Annotated in this window: 20 protein-coding genes and 3 tRNA genes; 9 read left to right on the top strand and 14 right to left on the bottom strand. The window is 69.9% G+C overall.

The window, feature by feature from the left end; genetic code table 11:
* Positions 1 to 231: 231 nt before the first annotated feature.
* Positions 232 to 315, bottom strand: a tRNA-Leu gene (locus ACFV9Q_RS13130).
* A gap of 240 nt (positions 316 to 555) precedes the next feature.
* Here ACFV9Q_RS13130 and ACFV9Q_RS13135 point away from each other — a divergent pair.
* The 7 genes from ACFV9Q_RS13135 to pknB are packed head-to-tail and all read left to right on the top strand — an operon-like array spanning position 556 to position 10,208.
* Entirely contained in the window at positions 556 to 1,272 is a 717-nt protein-coding gene (locus ACFV9Q_RS13135; protein ID WP_020017306.1) for a DUF3662 and FHA domain-containing protein, read from the top strand.
* A 10-nt stretch (positions 1,273 to 1,282) separates the two neighbouring features.
* Positions 1,283 to 1,774, top strand: a complete 492-nt coding sequence (locus ACFV9Q_RS13140) for an FHA domain-containing protein (RefSeq protein WP_377230919.1) — start codon at positions 1,283 to 1,285, stop codon at positions 1,772 to 1,774.
* Positions 1,775 to 1,787: 13 nt separating this feature from the next.
* Entirely contained in the window at positions 1,788 to 3,305 is a 1,518-nt protein-coding gene (locus ACFV9Q_RS13145) for a PP2C family protein-serine/threonine phosphatase (RefSeq protein ID WP_377234778.1), read from the top strand.
* The gene (locus ACFV9Q_RS13150) at positions 3,302 to 4,807 is read left to right on the top strand and encodes an FtsW/RodA/SpoVE family cell cycle protein (protein WP_377234779.1); all 1,506 of its coding nucleotides are present in this window, start codon (positions 3,302 to 3,304) and stop codon (positions 4,805 to 4,807) included. Before ACFV9Q_RS13145 ends, ACFV9Q_RS13150 begins: the two co-directional genes overlap by 4 nt.
* Positions 4,804 to 6,339: a peptidoglycan D,D-transpeptidase FtsI family protein gene (locus ACFV9Q_RS13155; protein WP_377234780.1), complete on the top strand. Its 1,536-nt coding sequence runs from the start codon at positions 4,804 to 4,806 to the stop codon at positions 6,337 to 6,339. The genes ACFV9Q_RS13150 and ACFV9Q_RS13155 overlap by 4 nt, the downstream gene beginning before the upstream one ends.
* Positions 6,336 to 8,186, top strand: coding sequence for a protein kinase (locus ACFV9Q_RS13160; protein WP_377234781.1), 1,851 nt, complete (start codon positions 6,336 to 6,338; stop codon positions 8,184 to 8,186). Before ACFV9Q_RS13155 ends, ACFV9Q_RS13160 begins: the two co-directional genes overlap by 4 nt.
* Positions 8,187 to 10,208: a Stk1 family PASTA domain-containing Ser/Thr kinase gene (gene pknB / locus ACFV9Q_RS13165; protein WP_377234782.1), complete on the top strand. Its 2,022-nt coding sequence runs from the start codon at positions 8,187 to 8,189 to the stop codon at positions 10,206 to 10,208.
* A 61-nt stretch (positions 10,209 to 10,269) separates the two neighbouring features.
* Here the strand turns inward: pknB and ACFV9Q_RS13170 are convergent, their stop codons facing one another.
* From ACFV9Q_RS13170 to ACFV9Q_RS13185, 4 genes are read right to left on the bottom strand one after another with little or no spacing between them, the layout of a single operon-like run.
* Positions 10,270 to 10,932 carry an aminodeoxychorismate/anthranilate synthase component II gene (locus ACFV9Q_RS13170; RefSeq protein ID WP_377234783.1) on the bottom strand — a complete coding sequence of 221 codons (663 nt, stop codon included), beginning with the start codon at positions 10,930 to 10,932 and terminating at the stop codon, positions 10,270 to 10,272.
* A gap of 9 nt (positions 10,933 to 10,941) precedes the next feature.
* The gene (locus ACFV9Q_RS13175; RefSeq protein ID WP_285100577.1) at positions 10,942 to 11,100 is read right to left on the bottom strand and encodes a hypothetical protein; all 159 of its coding nucleotides are present in this window, start codon (positions 11,098 to 11,100) and stop codon (positions 10,942 to 10,944) included.
* Complete coding sequence (locus ACFV9Q_RS13180) at positions 11,100 to 11,933, bottom strand: class E sortase (RefSeq protein ID WP_377234784.1); 834 nt, start codon at positions 11,931 to 11,933, stop codon at positions 11,100 to 11,102. Before ACFV9Q_RS13180 ends, ACFV9Q_RS13175 begins: the two co-directional genes overlap by 1 nt.
* On the bottom strand, positions 11,930 to 12,745 hold the full coding sequence (locus tag ACFV9Q_RS13185) for a DUF881 domain-containing protein (RefSeq protein ID WP_377234785.1): 816 nt from the start codon (positions 12,743 to 12,745) through the stop codon (positions 11,930 to 11,932). Before ACFV9Q_RS13185 ends, ACFV9Q_RS13180 begins: the two co-directional genes overlap by 4 nt.
* A gap of 144 nt (positions 12,746 to 12,889) precedes the next feature.
* Between ACFV9Q_RS13185 and ACFV9Q_RS13190 the strand changes: the two genes are divergently transcribed.
* Positions 12,890 to 13,162, top strand: a complete 273-nt coding sequence (locus ACFV9Q_RS13190) for a cell division protein CrgA (RefSeq protein ID WP_285100574.1) — start codon at positions 12,890 to 12,892, stop codon at positions 13,160 to 13,162.
* A gap of 123 nt (positions 13,163 to 13,285) precedes the next feature.
* Here ACFV9Q_RS13190 and ACFV9Q_RS13195 read toward each other — a convergent pair whose 3' ends face one another.
* Entirely contained in the window at positions 13,286 to 14,167 is an 882-nt protein-coding gene (locus ACFV9Q_RS13195; RefSeq protein ID WP_377234786.1) for a rhomboid family intramembrane serine protease, read from the bottom strand.
* A gap of 80 nt (positions 14,168 to 14,247) precedes the next feature.
* Positions 14,248 to 14,787, bottom strand: a complete 540-nt coding sequence (locus tag ACFV9Q_RS13200; protein WP_285100572.1) for a peptidylprolyl isomerase — start codon at positions 14,785 to 14,787, stop codon at positions 14,248 to 14,250.
* A gap of 122 nt (positions 14,788 to 14,909) precedes the next feature.
* Here ACFV9Q_RS13200 and ACFV9Q_RS13205 point away from each other — a divergent pair, with 122 nt between their 5' ends.
* On the top strand, positions 14,910 to 15,905 hold the full coding sequence (locus tag ACFV9Q_RS13205; protein WP_377234787.1) for a hypothetical protein: 996 nt from the start codon (positions 14,910 to 14,912) through the stop codon (positions 15,903 to 15,905).
* Between the two features lie 88 nt (positions 15,906 to 15,993).
* Here the strand turns inward: ACFV9Q_RS13205 and ACFV9Q_RS13210 are convergent, their stop codons facing one another.
* The 7 genes from ACFV9Q_RS13210 to gyrB form a co-directional block, all read right to left on the bottom strand.
* The gene (locus ACFV9Q_RS13210; protein WP_377234788.1) at positions 15,994 to 17,196 is read right to left on the bottom strand and encodes a beta-1,3-glucanase family protein; all 1,203 of its coding nucleotides are present in this window, start codon (positions 17,194 to 17,196) and stop codon (positions 15,994 to 15,996) included.
* 262 nt (positions 17,197 to 17,458) lie between these two features.
* Positions 17,459 to 17,531, bottom strand: a tRNA-Ala gene (locus ACFV9Q_RS13215).
* A 12-nt stretch (positions 17,532 to 17,543) separates the two neighbouring features.
* Positions 17,544 to 17,663, bottom strand: coding sequence for a DLW-39 family protein (locus tag ACFV9Q_RS13220; protein ID WP_285100569.1), 120 nt, complete (start codon positions 17,661 to 17,663; stop codon positions 17,544 to 17,546).
* Between the two features lie 35 nt (positions 17,664 to 17,698).
* Positions 17,699 to 17,772, bottom strand: a tRNA-Ile gene (locus ACFV9Q_RS13225).
* 139 nt (positions 17,773 to 17,911) lie between these two features.
* The gene (locus tag ACFV9Q_RS13230) at positions 17,912 to 19,150 is read right to left on the bottom strand and encodes a DUF3566 domain-containing protein (protein ID WP_377234789.1); all 1,239 of its coding nucleotides are present in this window, start codon (positions 19,148 to 19,150) and stop codon (positions 17,912 to 17,914) included.
* Positions 19,150 to 21,810, bottom strand: coding sequence for a DNA gyrase subunit A (gene gyrA / locus ACFV9Q_RS13235; protein ID WP_377234790.1), 2,661 nt, complete (start codon positions 21,808 to 21,810; stop codon positions 19,150 to 19,152). The genes ACFV9Q_RS13230 and gyrA overlap by 1 nt, the downstream gene beginning before the upstream one ends.
* Positions 21,811 to 21,919: 109 nt before the next feature.
* The gene (gyrB, locus tag ACFV9Q_RS13240) at positions 21,920 to 23,998 is read right to left on the bottom strand and encodes a DNA topoisomerase (ATP-hydrolyzing) subunit B (protein WP_377234791.1); all 2,079 of its coding nucleotides are present in this window, start codon (positions 23,996 to 23,998) and stop codon (positions 21,920 to 21,922) included.
* Between the last annotated feature and the right edge of the window lie 348 nt (positions 23,999 to 24,346).

A 24,346-nucleotide genomic window follows, 5' to 3' on the forward strand; every position in this document is an offset into this window, starting at 1 on the left:
ACAAGGGGGGGGGGAAAGAGCAAGGGGGGGGGGACCACCGGAGGACGGGGAGGAACGGGGGAACCCCCAAAGGGGGGGGGGGGCGACTCCCGACGCCTCCCCCACCCCGGCCTTTCGGCGCCCGACCCCAGAAATATCGGGGAGAAGTACCCATCTCGGACACACCGCGATGCCCCGAACCCGGGCATGACGAAGGCCCCGACTCTCTGAGCCGGGGCCTTGCGTACAACGTGCGCGAGGGGGGAGTTGAACCCCCACGCCCTTTCGGGCACACGGACCTGAACCGTGCGCGTCTGCCTATTCCGCCACTCGCGCGCTGCGAGGATGACGCTAGCACGACTCGGAGGGCAGTTCCGAATCCAATAACCGTGAAGTGGTTCACGTCCCGCCGCAGGTCTAGTAGCGTGCGGATCCGCCCACGTCTCTCCTCGCCGCGCCACCTGAGGGAAGATCGGAGAAGATCCGCAGGACATCCACAGTATTGGAGTCTGCGGGGACCTACCGGTCTATACGATCTAGGTAGTCTGCCCGGCGCAGACCCTGGAAGGAGGTGGCATGGGCGCCCTGGACCGCTTCGAGAAGAGCGTGGAGCGCATGATGAACAACGCGTTCGCCAAGGTGGGACGTGGCGAAGTGAAGCCCGTCGAGCTGGCGAGCAGGCTGCGGCGTGAACTGGACGACCGTGCCGCGGTCGTCGGACGCGACCGTACCGTCGCACCGAACGAGTTCACGATCGAGCTTGCTCCCGACGACTTCGCCCAGATCGAGGCGTGGGGTGCACAGACCCTCGCCGACGAGCTCGCGTCCAACATCACGGCGTACGCCGCGACGCAGCACTACGCGTTCGTGGGCCCTGTGAGCGTGACGTTCGACGAGCAGTACGAGCTGGTGCCCGGCCGCTTCACCGTGCGGTCGCGCAGCGTGCAGGGAAGCGTCGCCCCGGCGACCTCCGGCGCGCCGACGGGACGGCACCCGCTCATCGACATCGATGGTCAGCGCTACCTGCTCACCGGACCGGTGACCGTCATCGGGCGCGACGCCGAGGCGGACATCGTGGTGGACGACCCGGGTGTCTCCCGGCGTCACCTCGAGATCCGCGTGACGCCGGACGGCGTCGTGGCGACCGACATGGGCTCCACCAACGGCCTGTACGTCGAGGGCCACCAGGTTCCTGCCGCGACCCTGCTCGATGGCAACACGATGACCATCGGCCGTACCCGCATCATGTTCTGGACCGGCAGCGCGTCCGGTGCGGACAACGAGGACTGGTGAATAAACCGAAATGAGTGAGCTGACGTTCACCCTGCTCCGGCTGGGCTATCTCGTGCTGCTGTGGGTGTTCGTGCTCTCCGCCGTCGCAGTGCTTCGGCGCGACCTCGCGGGGCCACGCACGTCCAGCGGCCGGCGGCGCCGGCCCGAGCTGGCGGGGCCGGCCCCGACGCCGACCCCGGGTGGCGGTGCGCCCCGCGCACCCCAGCGCGGTGGCCCGTCGCGGCTCGTCGTGGTTGCCGGCCCGCTGACCGGGACGACCATTCCCCTCACCTCGTCCGGAGTGCTGATCGGGCGCGCGCCGAGCTGCACCCTCGTGCTCGACGACGACTACTCGTCCTCGCGTCACGCGCGGATCTTTCCCCAGGGCGGCCAGTGGTTCGTGGAGGACCTCGGTTCCACGAACGGCACCTACATCGGTGAGGAGCGGGTGCAGGGCGTCATCCCGCTCGGCCTCGGTGTAGGCGTGCAGATCGGACAGTCCGTCGTCGAGCTCCAGGGATGACCACCACGTGACCGTGACCTTGCGGTATGCCGCGCGCTCCGACGTCGGCCTCGTCCGCTCCAACAACCAGGACTCCGCGTACGCGGGGCCCAACCTCCTCGTCGTGGCCGACGGGATGGGCGGGCACGCCGGCGGCGACGTCGCGTCCGCGCTGACCATCGCGGCCCTGGTGGGCCTCGACCGGCCCGACCACAGCTCCGACCAATCGATGTCCGAGCTGGAACGCTCGATCGACCGCGCCCGGCAGGACCTCGTCGACGCCACCACGGCCGACCCGGACCTGGCCGGCATGGGCACCACCGTCACCGCGCTGCTGAAGTCCGGCAACACGCTTGCCATGGCCCACCTGGGCGACTCGCGCGCGTACCTGCTGCGGGGCGGCACGCTCGCCCAGGTCACCGTGGACCACACCTTCGTGCAGCACCTGGTCGACACCGGCCGGATCACGCCGGACGAGGCCGAGAGCCACCCGCAGCGCAACGTCGTCATGCGGGTCCTCGGCGACTTCGACCTGGACCTCACCCCCGACCTGTCGATCCGCGAGGCGGTGCCGGGCGACCGCTGGATGCTCTGCTCCGACGGCCTGTCCGGGTTCGTGCCGGACAGCGAGATCGCCGAGGTCCTCAGCACCGTCCCCGACCCGTATGACGCCGTCGAGCGGCTCGTCTCGATGTCCATGCGCGCGGGCAGCACCGACAACATCACCGTGGTCGTGGCCGACGTCCTGGACGACGCCGCCGCCGCGGGCACCACGGCCACCGTCACCCCGGAGATCGTCGGCTCGGCCGCCCTCGCGGGCGTGACCGCGGCCGGCGGCGGCACGCCCTCGACGAGCGCCGCTCCGCACTCCGACATCGACGGCGACACCGTGACCGGCTTCAGCCGCGGCGGCGCGGCGCAGGGCGGACAGCAGGCACCGGCCCCCGTGGCGGTGGGCGTGCTGTCCGACCCGACGGCCCAGGACAACCTGGCCGACACGCTCGAGCAGGCCATGATCGCGGGCGGCACCGACGAGGAGCAGTACCAGCCGGACATCCAGCCCGACGACGACCTGGCCGAGGAGACCGACGAGGAGGCGCCGACGCGCAAGAAGCGCGTCTGGCTCACCGTGGTCGGTGCGCTGCTGCTGGTCGTGGGCCTCGTCCTGGCGGGTTGGGGCGGCTACCGCTGGACCCAGACCCAGTACTACGTGGGTGAGTCCGACGGCCAGGTCGCGGTGTTCCGCGGCATCCCGGCCACGGCCGGGCCTCTTACCTTCTCGACGGCGGTCGAGCTCACGGGCACGCGCGTCGACGACCTGCCTACCTTCGTCGCGGACCGGGTGAACGAGACCATCCGCGCCACCTCGCTCGAGGACGCCCGCGGGCGCGCCGAGCGGCTGATCGCCGAGGCGACCGTGGAGACCGAGCCGTCGGCCTCGCCGTCGCCCTCGTCCACCCCGACGCCGACCTCGAGCGAGCCGGCCAGCACCTCGACGCCGAAGTCCACGCCCACCGCCTCCAAGGACACCGCGACGGGAGGGAACGGATGACCGCCCTTCAGCCCGAGGAGAAGGCCCCGGCCCGCGTCGCCGAGGCGATCCTGCTGGTCGTCGCGCTGGCGCTCGGCATGGGCGGCATGTGGATGGTGGGCTACTCCATGGAGGACGGCCTGCCCGAGGGGTTCTGGACGTACTCGCTCGTCCTGGCCGCACTGGCCTTCACGGCGCACATCGTGCTCCGGCTGCGGGCGCCCTACGCCGACCAGGTGATCCTGCCCGCCGTGATCCTCCTGAACAGCGTCAGCATGGCGATGGTGCTGCGGCTCGACCTGTCGCCGAGCGTCATGATGGCGGGTGCCAACGCGCCGCGGCACATCATGTGGTCCGCGATCGGGATCATCCTCGCCTGCATCATCATCTTCGTCATCCGCGACCACCGCAGCCTGCGCCGCCTGACCTACACGGCGATGATCGTCGGCATCGTGCTGGTCGTCCTCCCCCTGGTCCCCGGCCTGGGCAAGGAGATCAACGGCGCACAGATCTGGATCTTCATCGGCCCGTTCTCGCTGCAGCCGGCCGAGTTCGCCAAGATCGCGTTCGCCGTGTTCTTCGCGGGCTACCTGGTCGCGAACCGCGACACGCTGGCGCTGGCCGGCAAGAAGTTCCTGGGCCTCCAGCTCCCGCGCCTGCGCGACCTCGGCCCCATCCTCATCGTCTGGGCCGTCTCGCTGGCGGTCCTCGTCGGCGAGAAGGACCTCGGTACCTCCCTGCTGTTCTTCGGTCTGTTCGTCGGCATGCTCTACCTGGCCACCGACCGGGTCGGCTGGATCGTCATCGGCCTCACGATGTTCGCCGCGGGCGCCGTCGTCGCCTGGTCGATCTTCAGCCACGTGCAGGCCCGTGTCGACGTCTGGCTCGACCCGCTCAACCCGGAGCTCTACGACCGAGTCTTCGGCGGGTCCTACCAGATCGTCCAGGGCATGTTCGGCATGGCGTACGGCGGCATGTTCGGCGCCGGCTGGGGCGAGGGGTTCCCGGACCGCGTGCCGTTCGCCTTCTCCGACTTCGTGTACTCCTCCCTGGGCGAGGAGCTCGGCCTCACCGGCCTGCTGGCGATCCTGCTGATCTACCTGGTGATCGTGCAGCGCGGCCTGCGCCACGCGATCGGCGTGCGTGACGGCTTCGGCAAGCTGCTCGCGGGCGGCCTCGCGTTCGTCATGGCGCTGCAGCTCTTCGTCGTCGTGGGCGGCATCACCCGCGTCATCCCGCTCACCGGTCTGACCCTGCCGTTCATGGCGCAGGGTGGATCGTCCCTGCTCGCGAACTGGATAGTCATCGCCCTCATGCTGCGTATCTCCGACGCCGCCCGGCGACCGTCGGCCTTGCCGACCCGCGGCACCCTGGCCGACCCCGCGCCCGCAGTGGTGGGCGGCGGCGCGATCGAGGTCGGGGGGCCGGGTGCGGCCCCGGTCCAGGCGGGGACCGAGGCCGGTGCAGGCCGCGGACCGACGCCCGACGAGGCGACCCAGATCGTGCGGGGGGTGGACCTGTGAACGCGACCCTGCGCCGCCTGTCCACCGTCGTCATGGTGATGTTCCTGGCCCTCATGGTCTCGACCACCTGGATCCAGTTCGTCCAGGCAAAGAGCCTGAACGAGGATCCCAGGAACGTCCGAGGCACCTACAGCGCGCTCGGCCGGGATCGCGGACCGATCGTCGTGAGCAACGGCGACCCGATCGTCACGTCCGTCCCGGTGGACGACAACTTCAAGTACCAGCGCACCTACTCCGACGGCGACGCCGGTGCGGCCGCCGTGTTCGCGCCGGTCACGGGTTACTTCAGCATCAACGGCTCCATCACCGGTATGGAGCGGTACGCGAACAGCTACCTGGCGGGCGAGGACGACTCGCTCTGGCTGGACCGCCTCCAGAACCTCATCACGGGCGAGGAGGCGCAGGGTTCCTCGGTCGAGCTCACGATCGACCCCAAGGTTCAGAAGGCCGCCTGGGACGCCCTGGGCGACAACGTCGGCGCGGCCGTGGCCATCAACCCGAAGACGGGCGCCATCCTCGCGATGGTCTCCAAGCCCTCGTTCGACCCGAACGCGCTGTCCTCGCACGACGGCAAGGCGGCCACCGCTGCCGCCGAGAAGGTCCTCAACGCCAAGCCGCAGGTCAACTCGATCGGCGGCGAGGAGCGGCTCAGCCCCTACGGCCCCACGATCAACCGCACCATCAACGCGATCTATCCGCCCGGCTCGACGTTCAAGCTGCTCACGTCGGCCGCCGCGATCGAGTACGACGGCATGTCGCCCTCCACCCAGATCCCGGCGCCGAACGACTACCAGCTCCCCGGCACGACCGGGGACGGCGGCAAGGTGCGGAACTTCGACGGCGAGACCTGCTCGACGACGGGCCAGATGACGCTCAAGGACGCCCTGCGGATCTCCTGCAACACCGCCTTCCTCGGACTTGCGAACACGGTGGGCAAGGACGGCATGCAGCAGATGTTCCAGGACTTCGGCTTCACCGACTCGCTCGAGATCCCGATGACGACCTCGGTCGGCGTCTACCCGGGCCTCTCCGACAGCGCTACGGACGACTCCGCCGCGCGCATCGCGCTGTCCGGCATGGGCCAGGGCGACCTCCGCATGACGCCGCTCCAGGTGGCCATGATCTCCGCGGCCATCGCGAACGACGGCGACCTCATGGAGCCCTACCTCATCCAGAGCGTGCGGGACAGCGACCTCGAGCTCGTCAGCCAGACCAAGCCGAACCGTTACAAGAGCCCGTTCTCCTCGTCCACAGCCGACGCGCTGACCGAGATGATGGTCGCGGTGGTCGAGGACGGCTCCGGCACGGGCGCGCAGATCCCGGGTGTCCAGGTGGCCGGCAAGACCGGTACCGCCGAGGACGACCCCCGGTCGCCCACGCTGTGGTTCACCTCCTTCGCCCCGGCCGACGACCCGCAGGTCGCCGTGGCCGTGGTGCTGGAGAACGAGGGCCAGTCCACCAACGAGACCACGGGTGGCGCCCTCGCCAGCCCGATCGCCGCGCAGATCATGCAGGCGGCGATCTCGAAATGAGACCGGTCGAGGGTCTGTCGCTGGGTGATCGCTACAAGCTGGTGCGGCGCATCGCCATGGGCGGCATGGGCGAGGTCTGGGTCGCGCGCGACGAGAAGCTCGCGCGCGAGATCGCCGTGAAGGTGCTCCGCGAGGAGTACACGGGCAACGAGGACTTCCTCCGCCGCCTGCGCACCGAAGCCCGGAACTCGTCGACCCTCGTCCACCCCAACATCGCGCAGATGTTCGACTACGGCGAGGAGAACGGCGCCGGCTATCTCGTCATGGAGCTGGTCCTGGGCGAGCCGCTCGCCGACCTGCTCGAACGGGAGCCGGTGCTGCAGCCGGCCCGGCTGCTGCCGATCCTGGCGCAGACCGCGCGCGGCCTGCACGCCGCGCACCTCGCGGGGGTGGTGCACCGTGACGTGAAGCCGGGCAACATCCTGCTGGAGCACTCCGGCACCGTGAAGATCACCGACTTCGGCGTCTCGGTCGCCCAGAACCAGGTGCCCATGACCGCCACGGGCATGGTCATGGGCACCGCGCAGTATCTGTCCCCCGAGCAGGCCGTCGGCCAGTCGGCCACGGGCGCCTCGGACATCTACGCGCTCGGCGTGGTCGCCTACGAGGCGACGGCGGGCCGCCGTCCCTTCACCGGCCGGACGCCGGTCGACATCGCGATCGCGCACGTCAACGCGCCGATGCCGCTGCTGCCGACCTCGGTGCACCCGGGGCTGGCCGAGACCATCACGCAGATGCTGGAGAAGGACCCGGCGCAGCGCATCGCGTCGGCCGACCAGCTCGCGCGGCACCTCGACATGCTCGCCGCGGAGATCGCCGAGGACCCGTTCGGCAGCTCGCGCTACGCGCGCCGCTCGCGCCGCGACGGCCAGGCCTCCACCACGCAGCGCTCCGGCAACGGCCGGTCGAGCGCGCCGCAGCCCGGCCCCTCGCACGCCCGCAGGCAGTCCCCGTTCGGCCCGACCAGCGGCGGTCGGCACACGACCGTGGCCAACGCCCAGTCCGCGCCGCCCCAGCCCTCGCCCGGTCCAGGGGCGCCTGCCGGCGGCTTCGGCTCGGGCTCGGCGGCGGGCGGCTACGGCTCCGGGAACCCCGCGGGCGGTTACGGCCCGGGCACCCCGGCAGGCGGCTACGGCTCCGGACCGTTCGGCTCCGGCTCCTACGGTTCCGACTCGGCCGGGTACGGCACGACGTCGGGCACCTACGGGACGGACGCCTATGGACGCCCCTACTCTCCGGCGCCGGGCACCCCGGCCGGCGGACCCGCGTCCGGGGGATACGGCTCGACCGGGTACGGCGCCGACTCCGCCGGATACGGTTCGGACTCGGCGGGCTACGGTTCCGACTCGGCCGGGTACGGCACGACGTCGGGCGCCTACGGCTCCGACTCCTACGGCCAGGCCGCCGCACCCGGGTATGTCCCGCCGGCCGCGGGCACGGGGAACGGCGCCGCGCGGGCCTACCCGTCGCGCCGCGACCTGCACTCGACACGCCAGGACGGGCGGCGGGTCCCCCAGCAGGGGCGCTCGGGAGGGCACCCTGGGAAGGGACGGCGCAGCCTGTCGTCCGACATCCAGGGCTGGGTGAACGGGATCGAGGATCGCCTCGGGATCCGGGTGTCCTGGCCGCTCGTCGCACTGGTCGGGCTGTTGCTCGTGGTCATCCTCATCATGCTGGTCACCGGGGGCGGCGACGACGGCGCGCTGCGGGAGCCGTGGGGTTCCTCCGAAATCTACGCCGAAACGCTGAATCCCCCGGCAGCGGCCGGACTGGCCGCTTCTGGGATGATGCTCCTCAACGAGTCGTATGCCCCGAGGCAGACGGCCACGACATCAAAGGACCTATGAGTGGTGGAGAACACGCCCCGCGTACTCGCCGGCCGTTATGAGGTCGGCGAGCTCGTCGGCCGTGGCGGCATGGCCGAGGTACACATCGGCCACGACACCCGTCTCGGTCGTACCGTCGCGATCAAGGTGCTCCGTTCCGACCTCGCTCGCGACCCGTCGTTCCTCACGCGCTTCCGGCGCGAGGCCCAGTCGGCTGCCGCGCTGAACCACCCGGCCGTCGTCGCCGTGTACGACACCGGCGAGGACATCCACCAGAACGCCGCCGGCGAGGACGTGCACGTGCCGTTCATCGTCATGGAGTACGTCGAGGGCCACACGGTCCGCGACATCCTGACCGACGGCTCGGCCGTGCCGATCGAGGAGGCCGTGGAGATCACGGTCGGCGTGCTGAGCGCGCTGGAGTACTCCCACCACGCGGGCATCGTGCACCGCGACATCAAGCCCGCGAACGTGATGATCACGCCCACGGGCGCGGTCAAGGTGATGGACTTCGGCATCGCCCGGGCCATGGCCGACTCCGCCGCGACCATGACGCAGACGAACGCCGTGATCGGCACCGCGCAGTACCTGTCGCCCGAGCAGGCCCGGGGCGAGCAGGTGGACACGCGCTCCGACCTGTACTCGACCGGTTGCATGCTGTTCGAGCTGCTCACCGGCCGTCCGCCGTTCCAGGGCGACTCGCCCGTGGCGGTCGCCTACCAGCACGTGGGCCAGGAGCCGCAGCGCCCGTCCGAGGTCGCGACCGACGTCCCCGACGTGCTGGACCGCATCACGCTCAAGGCCCTCACCAAGGACCGGGACCACCGGTACAGCACCGCGGCGGAGTTCCGCCGCGACCTGGAGGCCGCGATGCGCGGCGGCCAGGTCACCGCACCCATGGTCGGTGCCGCGATGATGGGCGCGACCCAGGTCGCGGGCCAGCCCGCCTACGGGGCCACGCAGGTCATGACGCCGGGCCAGGGCAACTGGGGCCCGGCGACCGCGCAGCAGAGCCCGATCACGCCGGGCAACGGCTACCCCGGCCCACAGACCCGCAACGGTCAGCGCGAGCCCGAGAAGAAGAGCAAGGCCCTCATGTGGTGGCTGCTCGGGATCGCCCTCGCGGCGGTCGCGGCCATCATCATCGCCATGGTCATCAACGGCGGTGGCGAGGAGGAGCCGACGACGGTCGCCGTGCCCACGATCGCGGAGGGCATCACCGCCGACGAGGCGAAGGCACAGATCGAGGCCGCCGGGCTGACGTTCCAGAAGGCCATCGACAAGGAGTCCGACCTCGACGAGGGCCAGACGACCGGCACGACCGACCCTGGCGCGGGTGAGCAGGTCGAGCCGGACTCGACGGTCACCGTCTTCGTCGCGGGCGCGCCGGGTCAGGTCACCATGCCCGAGCTGAAGAACCTGTCCGAGGCGGACGCCCGGGCCAAGCTCGAGGAGCTGAACCTCTCGGTCAGCGGCACCGAGTCCGAGAACAGCCCGGACGTCAGCCAGGGCCAGGTCACCAAGAGCGAGCCGGGCGCGGGGTTGGCCGTGCAGGAGGGTTCGGAGGTCGTCCTCTACCTCTCGACCGGCAACACCACGCTCCCGAACGTGGTCGGGCAGTCCAAGGACGGCGCCGCGGCACAGCTCGCGAACCTCGGTCTCGGCACCATCCAGTGGGACACCGAGGAGAGCGACGAGGTGACCCCGGGCACGGTGTCGCGCACCGACCCCGAGGCCGGCGACGTGAAGCAGGGCACCTCGGTGACGGTCTACATCGCGGAGGCGCCGGCGCCCAAGGAGACGACCGTCCCCGCGGACCTCGTCGGCAAGACGCTCGACGAGGCCCAGGTCGCGTGCACCGGCGTGCAGATCACGTGCCAGCAGGCGTCTGAGGAGTCCTCGGACATCTTCGCCGCCGGCCAGGTGATCCGGTCCGACCCGGCTCCGGGCTCCACCGTCGACGTGGGCTCGTACATCAACCTGGTGATCTCCACCGGCCCGGAGGGCGGCGCGGAAGGCGACGGCGAGGACATCATCCCGTAACGCGATGCGGCCCCTGACCGGGAGACCGGTCAGGGGCCGCACCACACGATGGCGTCGCAGGTCAGGAGATGACCAGCGGCGCCATTCCCTTTGCCCGCTCCACGGCGCCCTCGAGCCCGCAGGTCTCCAGCCAGTTCGCCAGCAGCCGGTGCCCGCCCTCGGTGAGCACGGACTCGGGGTGGAACTGCACGCCGTGCAGCGGCAGCTCGCGGTGCTGCAGCCCCATGACGATGCCCGACGCCGTCGAGCAGGTCACCTCGAGCTCGGCCGGCACGCTGTCCGGCGTCACCGCCAGCGAGTGGTAGCGCGTCGCGGTGAACGGCGCGGGCAGGCCCGCGAGGACGCCCTGGCCCGAGTGCTCCACGAGGCTCGTCTTGCCGTGCATGAGCTCCGGCGCGTGCGTCACCTTGCCGCCGAACACCTCGGCCAGCGCCTGGTGCCCGAGGCAGACGCCGAGCATCGGGGTACGCGACCGGGCACAGGCTCGGATCACGTCCTCGGACGCGCCGGCCTCCGCGGGGGTGCCGGGGCCGGGGGAGACGAGCACGCCGTCGTAGGGCACGGGCGCGCCGTCGTCGCCGTCGTACCAGAAGCGGCCGTCGGCGTCGGGGGTGGGCACGGCGTCGTTCCGGACCACAACGGTCCGGGCGCCGATCTGGTCGAGATAACCGACGATCGTGTAGACGAACGAGTCGTAGTTGTCGACGACGAGGATGCGCGTCATGCAGGCATGCTACGCGCCGACGGTGGTGTCGTTGAACGGCATGTAGTCGCTGAGCCACGGGAAGAACTGGGTGAAGCACACCGCGATCACGCCGAACGCCAGCACGAGGCAGACCAGGAACTTGAACCAGCCGGGGCCGGGGATGGCCCGCCACAGCAGCGCGTACATCAGCTCACCAGCTCCTTCGGCTTGCCCTCGCCCACGGGCGACCAGTACTCGAGCTCACCGTGCACGATGTACCGCTCGGTCGCGGAGAACATCGGGTGGCAGGAGGTGAGGGTGATGAACCGCTGCGTCAGCTCGGGCATGGGCTCGTCCTTGGTGACACCCGGGACCGGGGCGATGACCTCGACGTTCTGCGGGTAGACGATCTGCGACTCGGTCACCTTGTAGACGTACCAGGTTTCCTTGGTGCGGACGACGAGGGGGTCGCCGGGCTTGAGCTCGGCGATCTGGTTGAACGGCTTGCCGTAGGTCGTGCGGTGGGCGGCGATCGCGAAGTTGCCCAGGTCGCCCGGCATGGCGGTGCCCACGTAGTGCCCGATGCCGATGGTGTCGAGCACCGTCGCCTTGTCCGTGCCCTCGGCGATCGGCTTGACGTAGTCGTCGCCAAACCGCGGGATGTACATCTGCGCGAAGGGCGTGCCGGCCTGCGGCGGCTCCGCCATGACCGGCGGCGGGCCGAGGTTCTCCTCGGCGGTCTGCGGGCCCGTCGGAGTGGCCTCCCAGTCCATCTCGGCGATGATCTCGTTCTGGGCGCGCGCGCCCTCGACGTCCGTCCACCAGAGCTGCCACACCACGAACAGCCCGAGCACCAGACCTGCCGTCACGAGGAGCTCGCCCATCACGCCGATCAGCCAGGCGACGGGCCGCATGGGGGATCCCGACGACTGGGGACGCCGCGCGTTGCGCGGCCCCATCCCGGACGGACCGCGCTGATACGCGATGGGGAACACCTCCTGTGGCAGCGGCACGTTGTGGCCGGCCTGCGCGTGGGTCATCCAAAGACCTCCGTACCATCGGGAACCGTCGCGTACTGCAGACCGCCGCCGTCGTACGCGGGGAGGTCCAGGTGGTCGCTACGCCGCACGTCCCAGCCCAGGTGTACCCAGTCCACGTACTCGAGGTACGTCTGCACACCCTCGGACTCGTCGAGCGACGCCTCCATCTTCGCCGGGTCTCCCACTGCCGTCACCTTGTACGGTGGTGAGAAGACCTTGCCGTGCAGCAGCAGGATGTTTCCGGAGCACCGGAACGCCGACGTCGACGTCACCCGCTCGCCCTGCAGGGTCATCGCCTCGGCCCCGCCGGCCCAGAGCGCGTTGATGACGTGCTGCAGGTCCTGCTGGTGCACCACGAGGTCATCCGGCTGCGGCTCGACGCCGCCAGGCCCCGCCCCGACCGACGTCGACGGTGCGTCGTCGAGCGTCACGGTCAGACCTGCGCCACGCACCGGCTCGGATCCCGACACCACGCCCTCGCGCCGCACCACGTCGTCGTCCAGCGTCGGCACGGTCGTGCCGGCCCGCGCGCTCAGGGCCTCGATCTCGCGGTCCAGCTCGCTGCTGCGCTCGGTGAGGTCGGTGACGCGGTTCGTCTCGGTGTCCACGAGCTGCGCGAGGTCCTGCGGGTCACGGTTGCCGGCGCCGCCGCCGTCGGCCAGCCGGGCGCTGGCGCTGAACATGAGACCGGCCAGCACGGCGACCGCCCCCACACTGAGCCACGACCGCCACCGGGCATGGGTCAGGGCACCAAGAAAGCCTCCGGCACCGCCCTTGGAAGACGGCGCGGGGGTGGGCTCCGGTCCGGTCACACGCGTCCCTCCTGCAACATTCGACAAACCCGCGGACGCGTCTGGTCACGACTCGGGCTGTCGACCACTACGCTAGTCCACGAGCAAGCAGACGTCGGCTCGGCACACCCGTCGGGCAGACCCCCCAGGACAGGAGCCCGCCTCGTGCCCGAGTCGAAGTCCCGCAATAAGAAGAAGGCCACGCCCAAGGCTGACAAGGCCGAGGCCAAGGTCGCGCTGCCCGGTGAGGCGGTCAACCCACGTTGGCTCGCCCCCGTCATGGTCGGCCTCATGGTCCTCGGCCTCGCCTGGATCGTGACGTACTACCTGACCAGCGCAGACCTCGCGCTGCCGATCCCGCAGATCGGCCAGTGGAACCTCGCGGTCGGCTTCGGGCTGATCATCGTGGGCTTCGGGCTCACCACCCGCTGGCGCTGAGAAACGGCGGCTCCGCGGCCGCACCGAGGCGGCCGCGGAGCTGTGTACCCATTTATCCACAGCTGTGGGTAAAGCTGGGGAAAAGAGACTGGTGACAGCCCGTTCGCTAGTCCCGCGGCCCGTTCACAGGACGCCGACCGAGCTGTAGCGCCACACCGCCAGCGCGGTCAGGACGGCGATACCGACCACCGGGACCACCCATGCGACGAGCGCGCGCCGCTCCTTGGGCGCGTACGCGTAGGCGGTCGCCACCAGCGCACCGGTGACGAGACCGCCGAGGTGCGCCTGCCACGAGATGTTCGGCACGAAGAACCCGATGACGCCGTTGATCGCGATCAGGACGAGCACCTGAGCCATGCTGCGGCCCAGGCGGCGCATCACGGGGAGCATCGCCCCGAACAGCCCGAACACCATCCCGGACGCGCCGACCACCGGTGTCACCCAGGCGCTCGACGTGAACGGGTCGCCGGCCAGGAGCAGCACGCCGACCGACCCCCCCACGGCGGAGAGCAGGCACAGGACCGCGAACCGGGCCCGGCCGAGCAGCGGCTCGAGGAACTGGCCCGTGATCCACAGCGCGTACATGTTGAACAGGATGTGCAGCGGCGACGTGGAGTGCAGGAACGACGCCGTGAGGAACCGCCACGGCTCCATCACGCCGCCCCACGGCCAGAACCACAGCGCGTCCGTCCACGCGCCCCTCGTCACCAGCTGCAGCAGCCAGCTCACGACGCAGATGCCGATGATCGTCAGCGTGACGACCGGCCGGCCGTTGGCGGCGGTGCTGGTGGCCGAGCCGCCGAACACCGTCCGGATGCGCGGGGCGGCGCGCTTCGTCTCCCGGACGCAGTCGACGCACTGGACGCCGACCGCGGCCGGTCGCTGGCACTCCGGGCACGTCGGACGACCGCAACGCTGGCAGCGCACGTAGGCCACCCGGTCGGGGTGTCGCGGGCAGACGGGAGCCTCGGCCTCGGTCGGCTCCTCGGCGGCCGGGTCGTTCATCGCGATACGTCCTCAGTCCCCTCGGTCATCGGTGCTCGGGTCGTACGGGTACTGTCCGGCGGCGCGAGCGCCGCGGCGGCTCAGGGCTCGATGGTGACCGACTCGATGACGATGTCCTCGACGGGACGGTCGCCGGGACGCGTGCGCGTCTTGCCGACCTTGTCGACGACCTCGCGCGACGCGTCGTCCGCGACCTTGCCGAAGATCGTGTGCTTGCCGTTGAGCCACGGGGTCTCCGCGGTGGTGAGGAAGAACTGGGAGCCGTTGGTGCCCTCGATCTCGCCGGTGACCGGGTTCCGGCGCTTGCCGGCGTTGGCCATCGCGAGGATGTACTTCTCGTTGAACTGGAGCTCAGGGTGGATCTCGTCGTTGAACGTGTACCCCGGGCCGCCGGTTCCCGTCCCGAGCGGGCAGCCGCCCTGGATCATGAAGTCGTCGATGACGCGGTGGAAGATCAGGCCGTCGTAGAACGGGTCCTTGCGCTCCTCGCCCGTGCGCGGGTCCGTCCAGGCCTTCTCACCCGTCGCGAGGCCGACGAAGTTCTCGACAGTCTTGGGCGCGTGGTTCGGGAAGAGCTCGATGCGGATGTCACCGGAGGTGGTGTGCAGGATTGCGAACATGTATCAATCCTCCCACGGAGCGGCCCGCAGATGCTGCAGCGGCGCAGCCCGCCCTCGCCAGTAACGGCAGGCGATGGCAGAGTGGCACCTTGAGGAGTATTGAACAGTTCGGGGGGAGTTACATGACCCGCAAGAAGGTGACCGACTACGTGGACACGAGCAAGATCGACACCGAGAAGGTCAAGGAGAGGGCCGCGGAGGCCACAGCTCTGCTTTCCGACGTCAGCTCCAAGGCCGCGACGCAGGCCGGGTCCATCGCGGCCCAGGCCAAGGACCGGGCCTCGAACGCGAAGGACTGGGCCCAGCCCCGCGTGAACGACTTCATCGCATGGCTCACACCGCGCGCCGAGAAGGCCTGGCAGGACAGCCTGCAGGCGGCCGCGCCCCAGGTCGAGAAGGTGGCGGGCAAGGCCGCGCCCCTGATCGACTCCGCGCACGACAAGCTCGTGGACGACCTGCTCCCGAAGATGGTCTCCGCGTTCAACGTCGCGGCGGCCAACGCCGCGGCGGCACAGGGCAAGACCTCGCTCGCCGAGACCGTCACGGACGCGGCGGACAAGGCCAGCAGGAAGAGCTCCAAGAAGGGCTGGCTCATCGCGCTGGCCGCGGGCGGTGCGGCCGTCGCGGGCTACGTGTTCTGGAAGCGCGCACAGCCCCAGACCGACCCGTGGGCCGAGCCCTGGGAACAGAGCTCGGGAGCCGACTACTCCGACGGCGCCGCCAAGCACTCCTCCGGCGTCGGCTCGGCAGCAGGCTCCGCCATCGCCAAGGGCAAGGAGGCGGGGGCCAAGGCCGCACAGACGGCCAAGGACCTCGGCGCCCGCGCCTACTCTGCCGCGAGCCCCGCGTTCGAGGCGGCGAAGGAAAAGGCCGGTCCGGTGCTCGAGAAGGCCGCCCCGGTGATCGACGCCGCCAAGGAGAAGGCCGGTCCCGTCATCGACGCCGCGAAGTCCACGGCGCAGAAGGCGAGCAGCGCGGTGTCCGACGCCGCGCAGAAGGCCGGCTCCGAGGCTCCGGTCAAGGCTGCGGAGCCTAAGGACGCCAAGCCGGCTCCGCCCGCCAAGGACGAGCCGGTCGTGGACCAGGTCCCGCCGGGGGAGAGCAAGCAGGGCGGCTGACCCCAGCCTGTCTCACGTACACCAGGAGGGCCCGGCCGACACGGCCGGGCCCTCCTGCCCTGTGTACGCCCCGATCAGCGGGCCGGGGTCAGCCGCCGATCGGCGTGGCCGCCCCCGCGAACGGGTCGAGCTGGATGAAAGCCTCGGTCGGGTCACCGTCGTGCACCAGCGACTCCTGCGCCACGACGTCGTCGAACGCGAACGCGTAGGCCTTGCCGTCCGCCATCTGCTCGTGGATGTACTTGGCGTAGTAGTTCGTCACCGAGTCCTGGTAGAAGCCGGCCGGATCCTGGGTCGGCTGGGTGCTGCTGTCGAGCAGCGAGGACCGGTTGAACCCGGCGCACAGCGTGCGCGCGATGGCGCCGATGTCGTTGTTCGGCGCGGCCAGGTCGCCAGCGCAGCCGAAGATCGACTCGCCGGAGGGCTTCGGGAACGTGGTGACAACGGCGCCCGACGTGTCGGTGAACGTCATCGTGTCGCCGGAGACGGTCCCGAGGAACTTCTTCTCCGGCTGGTCGCCGTACGGCACGACGGTGAGGGTCTCGCTCGCGTACCTGCTCCAGACGCGGTCGACGTAGTCGGACAGGACGTTCGCGTCGACCTGGCCCGTGCCGACGCCGTGGCCGGGGGAGAGGACCCGCAGCACGGATCCGTCGGGTCCGGTCTGCGCGAGACCGTCCCAGCCGTCCTGCTGCGAGAGCGACGAGACGACGTTGTCCCAGCCGTCGGGCTTGAGCATCCCGGTGTGCAGCAGCTCGCCGCTCGAGGAGCGCAGGCCCGTCTGGTACGGCGCCGAGAAGAAGTCGACCTGGGTGCTGTTGATCCACAGGCCGGAGTCGTTGAGCGTGTACTCCGTCCAGTTGAACAGGATGTCGCGGTTCGGGTCGCTCGGGTTCTGCACGGCCGGCTGCACGAGCCGCCCGTCGTTGACGATCTTGAGGTCGAGCTTGCTGCCGTAGGAGAAGTACACCCGGCCCGACAGCTTGGGCATCCGGATGGTGATGTCCTGCCCGTCCGCCGGACCCGCGATCGACGCGTCCGGCGCCGGCTCGGGGACGCTCCCGGCGTCCGGCCAGGGGTGGAACACCCCCTGGGCGTCGGCGTAGCCGAGCTGGCCGCCGGTCTCGCCAAGGACGTAGATGAACACCTGGTCGCCTCGACCTGAGTCGTTGGTGATGGTGAGCGGGATGGTGTCGGGCACTGCGGTGGCCGTCGGCGTGGCGACCACGGCGGCCGACAGGGCTGCTGTCACTGCGGCGGCGGTGCCGATGAGCTTCCTGGTCAGGGACACGCTGTCCTCCTCGGATCACGAGGGGCCGAACAGTTGGGTGGTGCTGCCCCTCGCGCTCGACGATATGGAAGGGGTCCTGCCTTGTCAGCAGCCCGAGGCCGATCGGGGGTGAAAAAATCGCCGGACCGGCCAAACGTACGGGTAACCCACTAGGCGCGCGTACGTGATCCCTCGGAGGCGCGGCGTCCGACCACGGGAACGCGGACCCGACCGACCCCGGGAACGACAAAAGCCCGGACGAATCCGGGCTTCGGTCATGGGGTGGAGCCAGGGGGACTCGAACCCCCAACCCCCTGCTTGCAAAGCAGGTGCGCTACCAATTGCGCCATGGCCCCGACGATGGCCGCTCAGTCGATCGAGTCGGTGACCTCGGACCAGAGATCGCGGCCAGCCGCGTCCTCACTCAGCTTGCGCCAGAGAATGTAGCCGGCGCCGGCCGCCAGCAGCACTATCAGCAGCTTCTTCACGAGTTCCTCCTGGGGAGCCTCTGCAGGTCCGGGAGTGGGGCTAGGAGGACTTGAACCTCCGACCTCTTCCTTATCAGGGAAGCGCTCTAACCGTCTGAGCTATAGCCCCGGACGAGCGTTGCGCACGCTCTAGCGACACTGGAGATTACCCCAGGTAGGGACGATGTCCCAAACCGAAATGATGGTCCGCGGTGTGACGTGCGCCGAGTCGTGCGCGAGGACGCACGAGAACGCTCCGGCAGCGCTGGTCAGTCGTCCGTCAGCGTCATGTGCACGCCGCCGACGAGTGCCGCCGTGATGTTGTACAGGAACGCCATGATCGTCGCGATGGCCGTCAGCAGCACGATGTTGCAGATGCTGATCAGGGTCGCGAGCGAGATGACGCGGGGGAACTCCACGAACTGCGTGAGGTTCACGTTGCTCTGCGGGCCCACGGCGTCCTCCACGAAGCTCTGCACCGTGGTGAAGACACCGAGGCTGTTCAGCACCGACCAGAACACCGCCGTGGCCACCACGGTCATGATCGCGACCGCCACGGCCAGCAGGAACGCCAGCTTCATGACGGACCACGGGTCGACCCGGGAGAGCGCGAGCCGTACGCGGCGCGGTCCGGCGGGGGCCGGGCGCGGCACCTCGGGCGTGGGGGACGACGCGGGCTGCGCCGACTGGCCCTGTGCGCCCTCGGTGGGCGTACCGACCGGAACGGCGGTGCCACGCACCCCACCCGCGGTGTAGTGCATCTCGGGCCGCGGCCTGGGCTCGTTCTGAGCCGCCGTCTGCCCCTCGTCGTCAGGCATGATCGAGGACACCTTCTTCGCCGCGCTGCGGGCCGCGTCGAGGGCGGCCTGGGCAGCCTTCATCGCGCCGGCCTTCACGCCGTCCGCGGCTCCCGTCGGAGCGGCCGCCGGGGTGCTCCCCGGCGTACCGGGCGCCGGGACCCTGTTCCACGACTTCGCGTCCGGCTCGGCCGCGGGTGCGTTCTGCGACGCCGCGGCGTCAGTCTTCGTCGAGGCCCGCCCGATCGCCGAGACGAGGCCCGCCGAATCCTTGGACCCGCCGTTCGACTCCGCGGCCGGCTTCTGCTCCTTGCCCTGCTTGCCCGCCTCGTAGGCGGACCGCCAGACCCCACCCGTGGTGGGGACGGCCGTGTCGTCCGCAGCGGGCGGCTTCGGTGCCTTGCTCTCCGTGGGCTGGTCCGCCTTCGCCGCGGGAGAGGCGACCACGACGGGCTCGGGCAGCTTCTCGCCGCCCGTGGCCTGGCCGGCGCCGGCAGCGGCGCCGTTCGACGCGCTCCCGCCGTCTGCGGGCTTGTCCGTGGCCGAACCGTTCGACGCGGAGGTCTTCTCCGAGCCGGCCCCTGCCGGCTCCGCGCTCGAGTTCTCGGCGTCGTTCTCCTGCGTCACGGCCTTGCGGTCCCGGGTGATCTCCAGGTCTTCTTCGAGCGAAGGCGTCGCGATGCGCACGTGCCCGTTCTTGTCACTCGTCATCAGCTGTCCTCGCGTCCGGTGCTGTCCTGCTCAGGGGTGCTCGGAACTTCGTCGGGGGTCGGATTGTCTTCCACGGTAACCCGCTCGGCGGGTTCACCGTCGGAGTTCTCGTCGGTGGCACCCACCGCATCGCCCGCGTCCTCACGCTCCGCGTTGCGCGCGACGGCGATGATCCTGTCCCCCTTGTCCGGCTTTGCGAAGGTTACCCCCTGGGTGTTCCGGCCGGTGAGGTTAACTTCCGCGACGGCCGAACGCACGATCTTCCCGCGCTCCATGATGACCAGCACCTCGTCGTCCCCGTGGGTCACGAGCGCGCCCACGAGGTCGCCCCGTGCCTCCACGAGGTTGGCGACCTTGATGCCGAGGCCACCGCGGCCCTGGATCCGGTACTCCGAGATCCGGGTGCGCTTGGCGAACCCGCCCTCGGTGACGACGAACAGGTCGGCGCCCTCGATGACCACGTCGGCGGACAGCAGCTCGTCCTCCTCGCGGAACTTCATGCCGGTGACGCCGGACGTCGCGCGGCCCAGGGGACGGATCGACTCGTCGTCCGCGTGGAAGCGGATCGACTGGCCCTTGCGCGACACGAGGATGAGGTCGTCGTCGGCGTTCACGAGACGGGCCGAGACCAGCTCGTCCGCGGCGCCGTCGGCGTCCTCGCGCAGGTTGATCGCGATGAGCCCGCCCGACCGCGGCGAGTTGTACTCGCTCAGGCGGGTCTTCTTCACGAGCCCGCGACGCGTGGCCAGCACCAGGTACTCGGCGGCCTCGTAGTCGGGGATGTCGAGCACCTGGGCGATCTTCTCGCCCGGCTGGAAGGCCAGCAGGTTGGCTACGTGCTGGCCCTTCGCGTCCCGGCCGCCCTCGGGCAGCTCGTAGCCCTTGGCCCGGTAGACGCGGCCGAGGTTGGTGAAGAACAGCATCCAGTGGTGGGTCGTCGTCGTGAAGAAGTGGTCCACGATGTCGTCCTCGCGCAGCTGCGCGCCGCGCACCCCCTTGCCGCCGCGCTTCTGCGAGCGGTAGTTGTCAGTCCGCGTCCGCTTGGCGTAGCCGCCGCGCGTGATCGTGACGACCACGTCCTCCTCGGGGATGAGGTCCTCCATCGACATGTCGCCGTCGTACGGGAGGATCGTGGTGCGGCGCTCGTCGCCCCAGCGCTCCGTGACCTCGTCGAGCTCCTCGCCGACGATGATCCGCTGACGCTCCGGCTTGGCGAGGATGTCGAGGTAGTCCTCGATCTCGGCGCGCAGCTTCGCGTGCTCGTCGAGGATCTTCTGCCGCTCGAGGGCGGCAAGACGGCGCAGCTGCATCGACAGGATCGCGTTGGCCTGCTGCTCGTCGATCGTGAGCAGGTCCATCAGGCCGGTGCGCGCCTCGTCGACGTCGGGGGAGCGGCGGATGAGCGCGATGACCTCGTCGAGCGCGTCGAGCGCCTTGAGGTAGCCCTCGTAGATGTGGATCTGGTCCTGCGCCTCCTTGAGGAGGTACTCGGTGCGCCGGCGCACGACCTCGATCTGGTGCGTGGTCCAGTGCCGCACGAACGCGTCGACGCTGAGGGTGCGGGGCACCTCGTCGACCAGCGCGAGCATGTTGGCGCTGAAGTTCTCCTGCAGCGGCGTGTGCTTGTAGAGGTTGTTCAGCACCACCTTGGCCACGGCGTCGCGCTTGAGCACGATCACCAGGCGCTGGCCGGTGCGGCCCGACGTCTCGTCGCGGATGTCCGCGATGCCCTGGATGCGGCCGTCGTTGACGAGGTCCGCGATCTTCGAGGCGAGGTTGTCCGGGTTGACCATGTACGGCAGCTCGGTGACGACCAGGCAGATCCGGTTCTGGATCTCCTCGACGTTCACGACCGCACGCATCGTGATCGAGCCGCGACCCGTGCGGTACGCGTCCTCGATGCCCTTGTGGCCCAGGATCTGCGCGCCGGAGGGGAAGTCCGGGCCCTTGATCCGCTGCAGGAGCGCCTCGAGCAGCTCCTCGCGCGAGGCGTCGGGGTGGGCGAGGTGCCAGCGCACGCCCTCGGCGACCTCGCGCAGGTTGTGCGGCGGGATGTTCGTGGCCATGCCGACGGCGATGCCCGCGGAGCCGTTGACCAGCAGGTTCGGGATGCGCGCCGGGAGGACGACGGGCTCCTGGGTGCGGCCGTCGTAGTTCGGCCGGAAGTCGACGGTGCCCTTCTCGATGTCGCGCACCATCTCCATCGCGAGCGGCGCCATCTTGCACTCGGTGTACCGCGGGGCGGCCGCGGGGTCGTTGCCCGGCGAGCCGAAGTTGCCCTGGCCGGCGACCAACGGGTAGCGCAGCACCCAGTCCTGCACCAGGCGGACCAGGGTGTCGTAGATCGCGGTGTCGCCGTGCGGGTGGTACTTGCCCATGACGTCACCCACGACGCGCGAGCACTTGGAGAACGCGCGGTCGGGCCGGTAGCCGCCGTCGTACATCGCGTAGATGACGCGGCGGTGCACCGGCTTGAGGCCGTCGCGCACGTCGGGCAGCGCGCGCCCCACGATCACGCTCATCGCGTAGTCGAGGTACGACCGCTGCATCTCCAGCTGCAGGTCGACCTGCTCGACACGACCGTGGTGGACCGCTACCCGCGCGTCCTCCAGGGGAATGCCGTCGTCGGAGTTCTCCACGCCGGGGGTCTCGTCCGTCACCGTCTGTACTTCCTTTCCACGCCGCTGGGCGTGTCACTTCGTCTCGTGGGCCACCGTCTCGACGCGGGACGTCGCAGGGCGCCGTGGGGCACTCCTGCGACGGCCCCGGTCAGATGTCGAGGAACCGCACGTCCTTGGCGTTGCGCTGGATGAAGGTGCGGCGGGACTCGACGTCCTCGCCCATGAGCACCGAGAAGATCTCGTCGGCCGCGGCCGCGTCGTCCATGGTGACCTGCAGCAGCGTCCGGTGGTCCGGGTCCATCGTGGTGTCCCAGAGCTCGGAGTAGTCCATCTCGCCGAGGCCCTTGTAGCGCTGGATGCCGTTGTCCTTGGGGATCCGCTTGCCCTGCGCGGCGCCGGCCTCCAGGAACGCGTCGCGCTCCCGGTCCGAGTACACGTAGTCGTGCGGGGCGTTGCTCCACTTGATCCGGTACAGCGGCGGCTGCGCGAGGTACACGTGGCCGTGCTCGATCAGGGGTCGCATGTACCGGAACAGCAGTGTCAGCAGCAGGGTGCAGATGTGCTGGCCGTCGACGTCGGCGTCGGCCATGAGCACGATCTTGTGGTACTTCAGCTTCGAGATGTCGAAGTCCTCGCCGATGCCCGTGCCGAAGGACGTGATCAGCGCCTGGACCTCGGCGTTGGACAGCGCCTTGTCCAGGCGGGCACGCTCGACGTTCAGGATCTTGCCGCGCAGCGGCAGGATCGCCTGGTTGTGCGGGTTACGGCCACGCACCGCCGAGCCGCCGGCCGAGTCGCCCTCGACGATGTAGATCTCGCACTCGTCGGGGAACCGCGACTGGCAGTCCTTGAGCTTGCCCGGCATGCCGCCGCCGTTGAGGATGCCCTTGCGGCGGGTCGCCTCGCGCGCCTTGCGCGCCGCGATCCGGGCCTGCGAGGCCTGGATCGCCTTGCGGATGACGTCGCGGGCCTCGTTCGGGTGCGCGTCGAACCAGTCGACGAGCTGCTCGCGGACCACGCGCTGCACGAAGGTCTTGGCCTCCGTGTTGCCGAGCTTGGTCTTGGTCTGGCCCTCGAACTGCGGCTCACCGAGCTTCACGGAGATGACGGCGGTCAGCCCCTCGCGGATGTCGTCACCCGTGAGGTTCTCGTCCTTCTCCTTGATGATCCCCTTGTCCCGCGCGTAGCTGTTGACCAGCGTGGTCATCGCCGCGCGGAAGCCCTCCTCGTGCGTGCCGCCCTCGGTGGTGGAGATCGTGTTGGCGAACGTGTGGACCGACTCGCTGTACGCGCTGGTCCACTGGAGCGCGACCTCGACCGAGATCTTGCGCTCGGTGTCCTCGCTCTCGAACGAGATGACGTCGGGGTGGATGAGGTCCACCCGCTTCGCCGAGTTGAGGTGGTGCACGTAGTCCATGAGGCCGTCGTCGTACTTGAACGTGACGGTGCGCCAGGCGCCCGCGTCCGGGGACTCGCCCTCGACGTCCGGCGTGCCGTCGGCTCCCGCGACCTCCTCGACGCCGTCGGCCGTCGCCTCGGGCTCGGCGCCCGTGACCTCGTCCGTCGCGGACGAGTGGCCGGCGCGCTCGTCGGTGAGCGTGATCTTCAGGCCCTTGTTGAGGAAGGCGTACTGCTGGAACCGGGCGCGCAGCGTCTCGAAGTCGTACTCGGTCGTCTCGAAGATCGACCCGTCGGCCCAGAACGTCTGCGTGGTTCCGGTGTGCTCGTCGGGGCCGAGCGGCTCGAGCTTCTCGACGCCGGTGATCGGGTTGCCGCCGTCGGTGTACTCCTGCCGCCAGTTGAACCCGTCGCGGCGCACCTCGGAGATGAACCGGTAGCTCAGCGCGTTCACCACGGACATGCCGACGCCGTGCAGGCCGCCGGAGACGGCATAACCGCCGCCGCCGAACTTGCCGCCGGCATGCAGGATCGTCATCACGACCTCAAGCGTTGGCTTGCCCTCGGTCGGGTGCATGGCGACCGGAATGCCTCGGCCGTCGTCGGTGACTCGCACTCCACCGTCGGCCAAGAGGCGCACGTCGATCTCGGTGGCGTGGCCCGCGAGGGCCTCGTCCACAGCGTTATCCACAATCTCGTACACAAGGTGGTGGAGCCCACGCTCACCGGTCGATCCGATATACATGCCCGGTCGCTTACGAACGGCCTCGAGACCTTCCAGGACTGTGATGTTCCCGGCGTCGTAGCCGCCGTCGATTCGCTCTGTCACGGGCGGGGTTGCTCCTCGTCTTTCAGGCACACGATGTGCACGACGACGGACGTACCAGCTGCTGCGCGAGCGGCTCGGACCAGGTGAGGTCCATGCCGTGCTCGGGTGCCACGTACGGTCCGACGGCTCGTCGGTGCTCAGCGTTCCGGGTCCTCAGGACGTTCCTGGGAACCCGGCGCGGTTGACCCCCTCATACTACCTTCTGAGCGGCGAAAACCCGGGATCCTGGGGTGTTTGTAGCCACTCCTCCACAACCTTTCTCCACAGGGTGATTTCTGGGGCCCTGGAGCGGTTCCCGAACGGCCTCCGGAGCCTCGGTCCAGCCCTCTCCGGAGGTCCGGACCAGGG

This window comes from Promicromonospora sp. NPDC059942 (assembly GCF_042731755.1).
GTDB lineage: Bacteria > Actinomycetota > Actinomycetes > Actinomycetales > Cellulomonadaceae > Promicromonospora.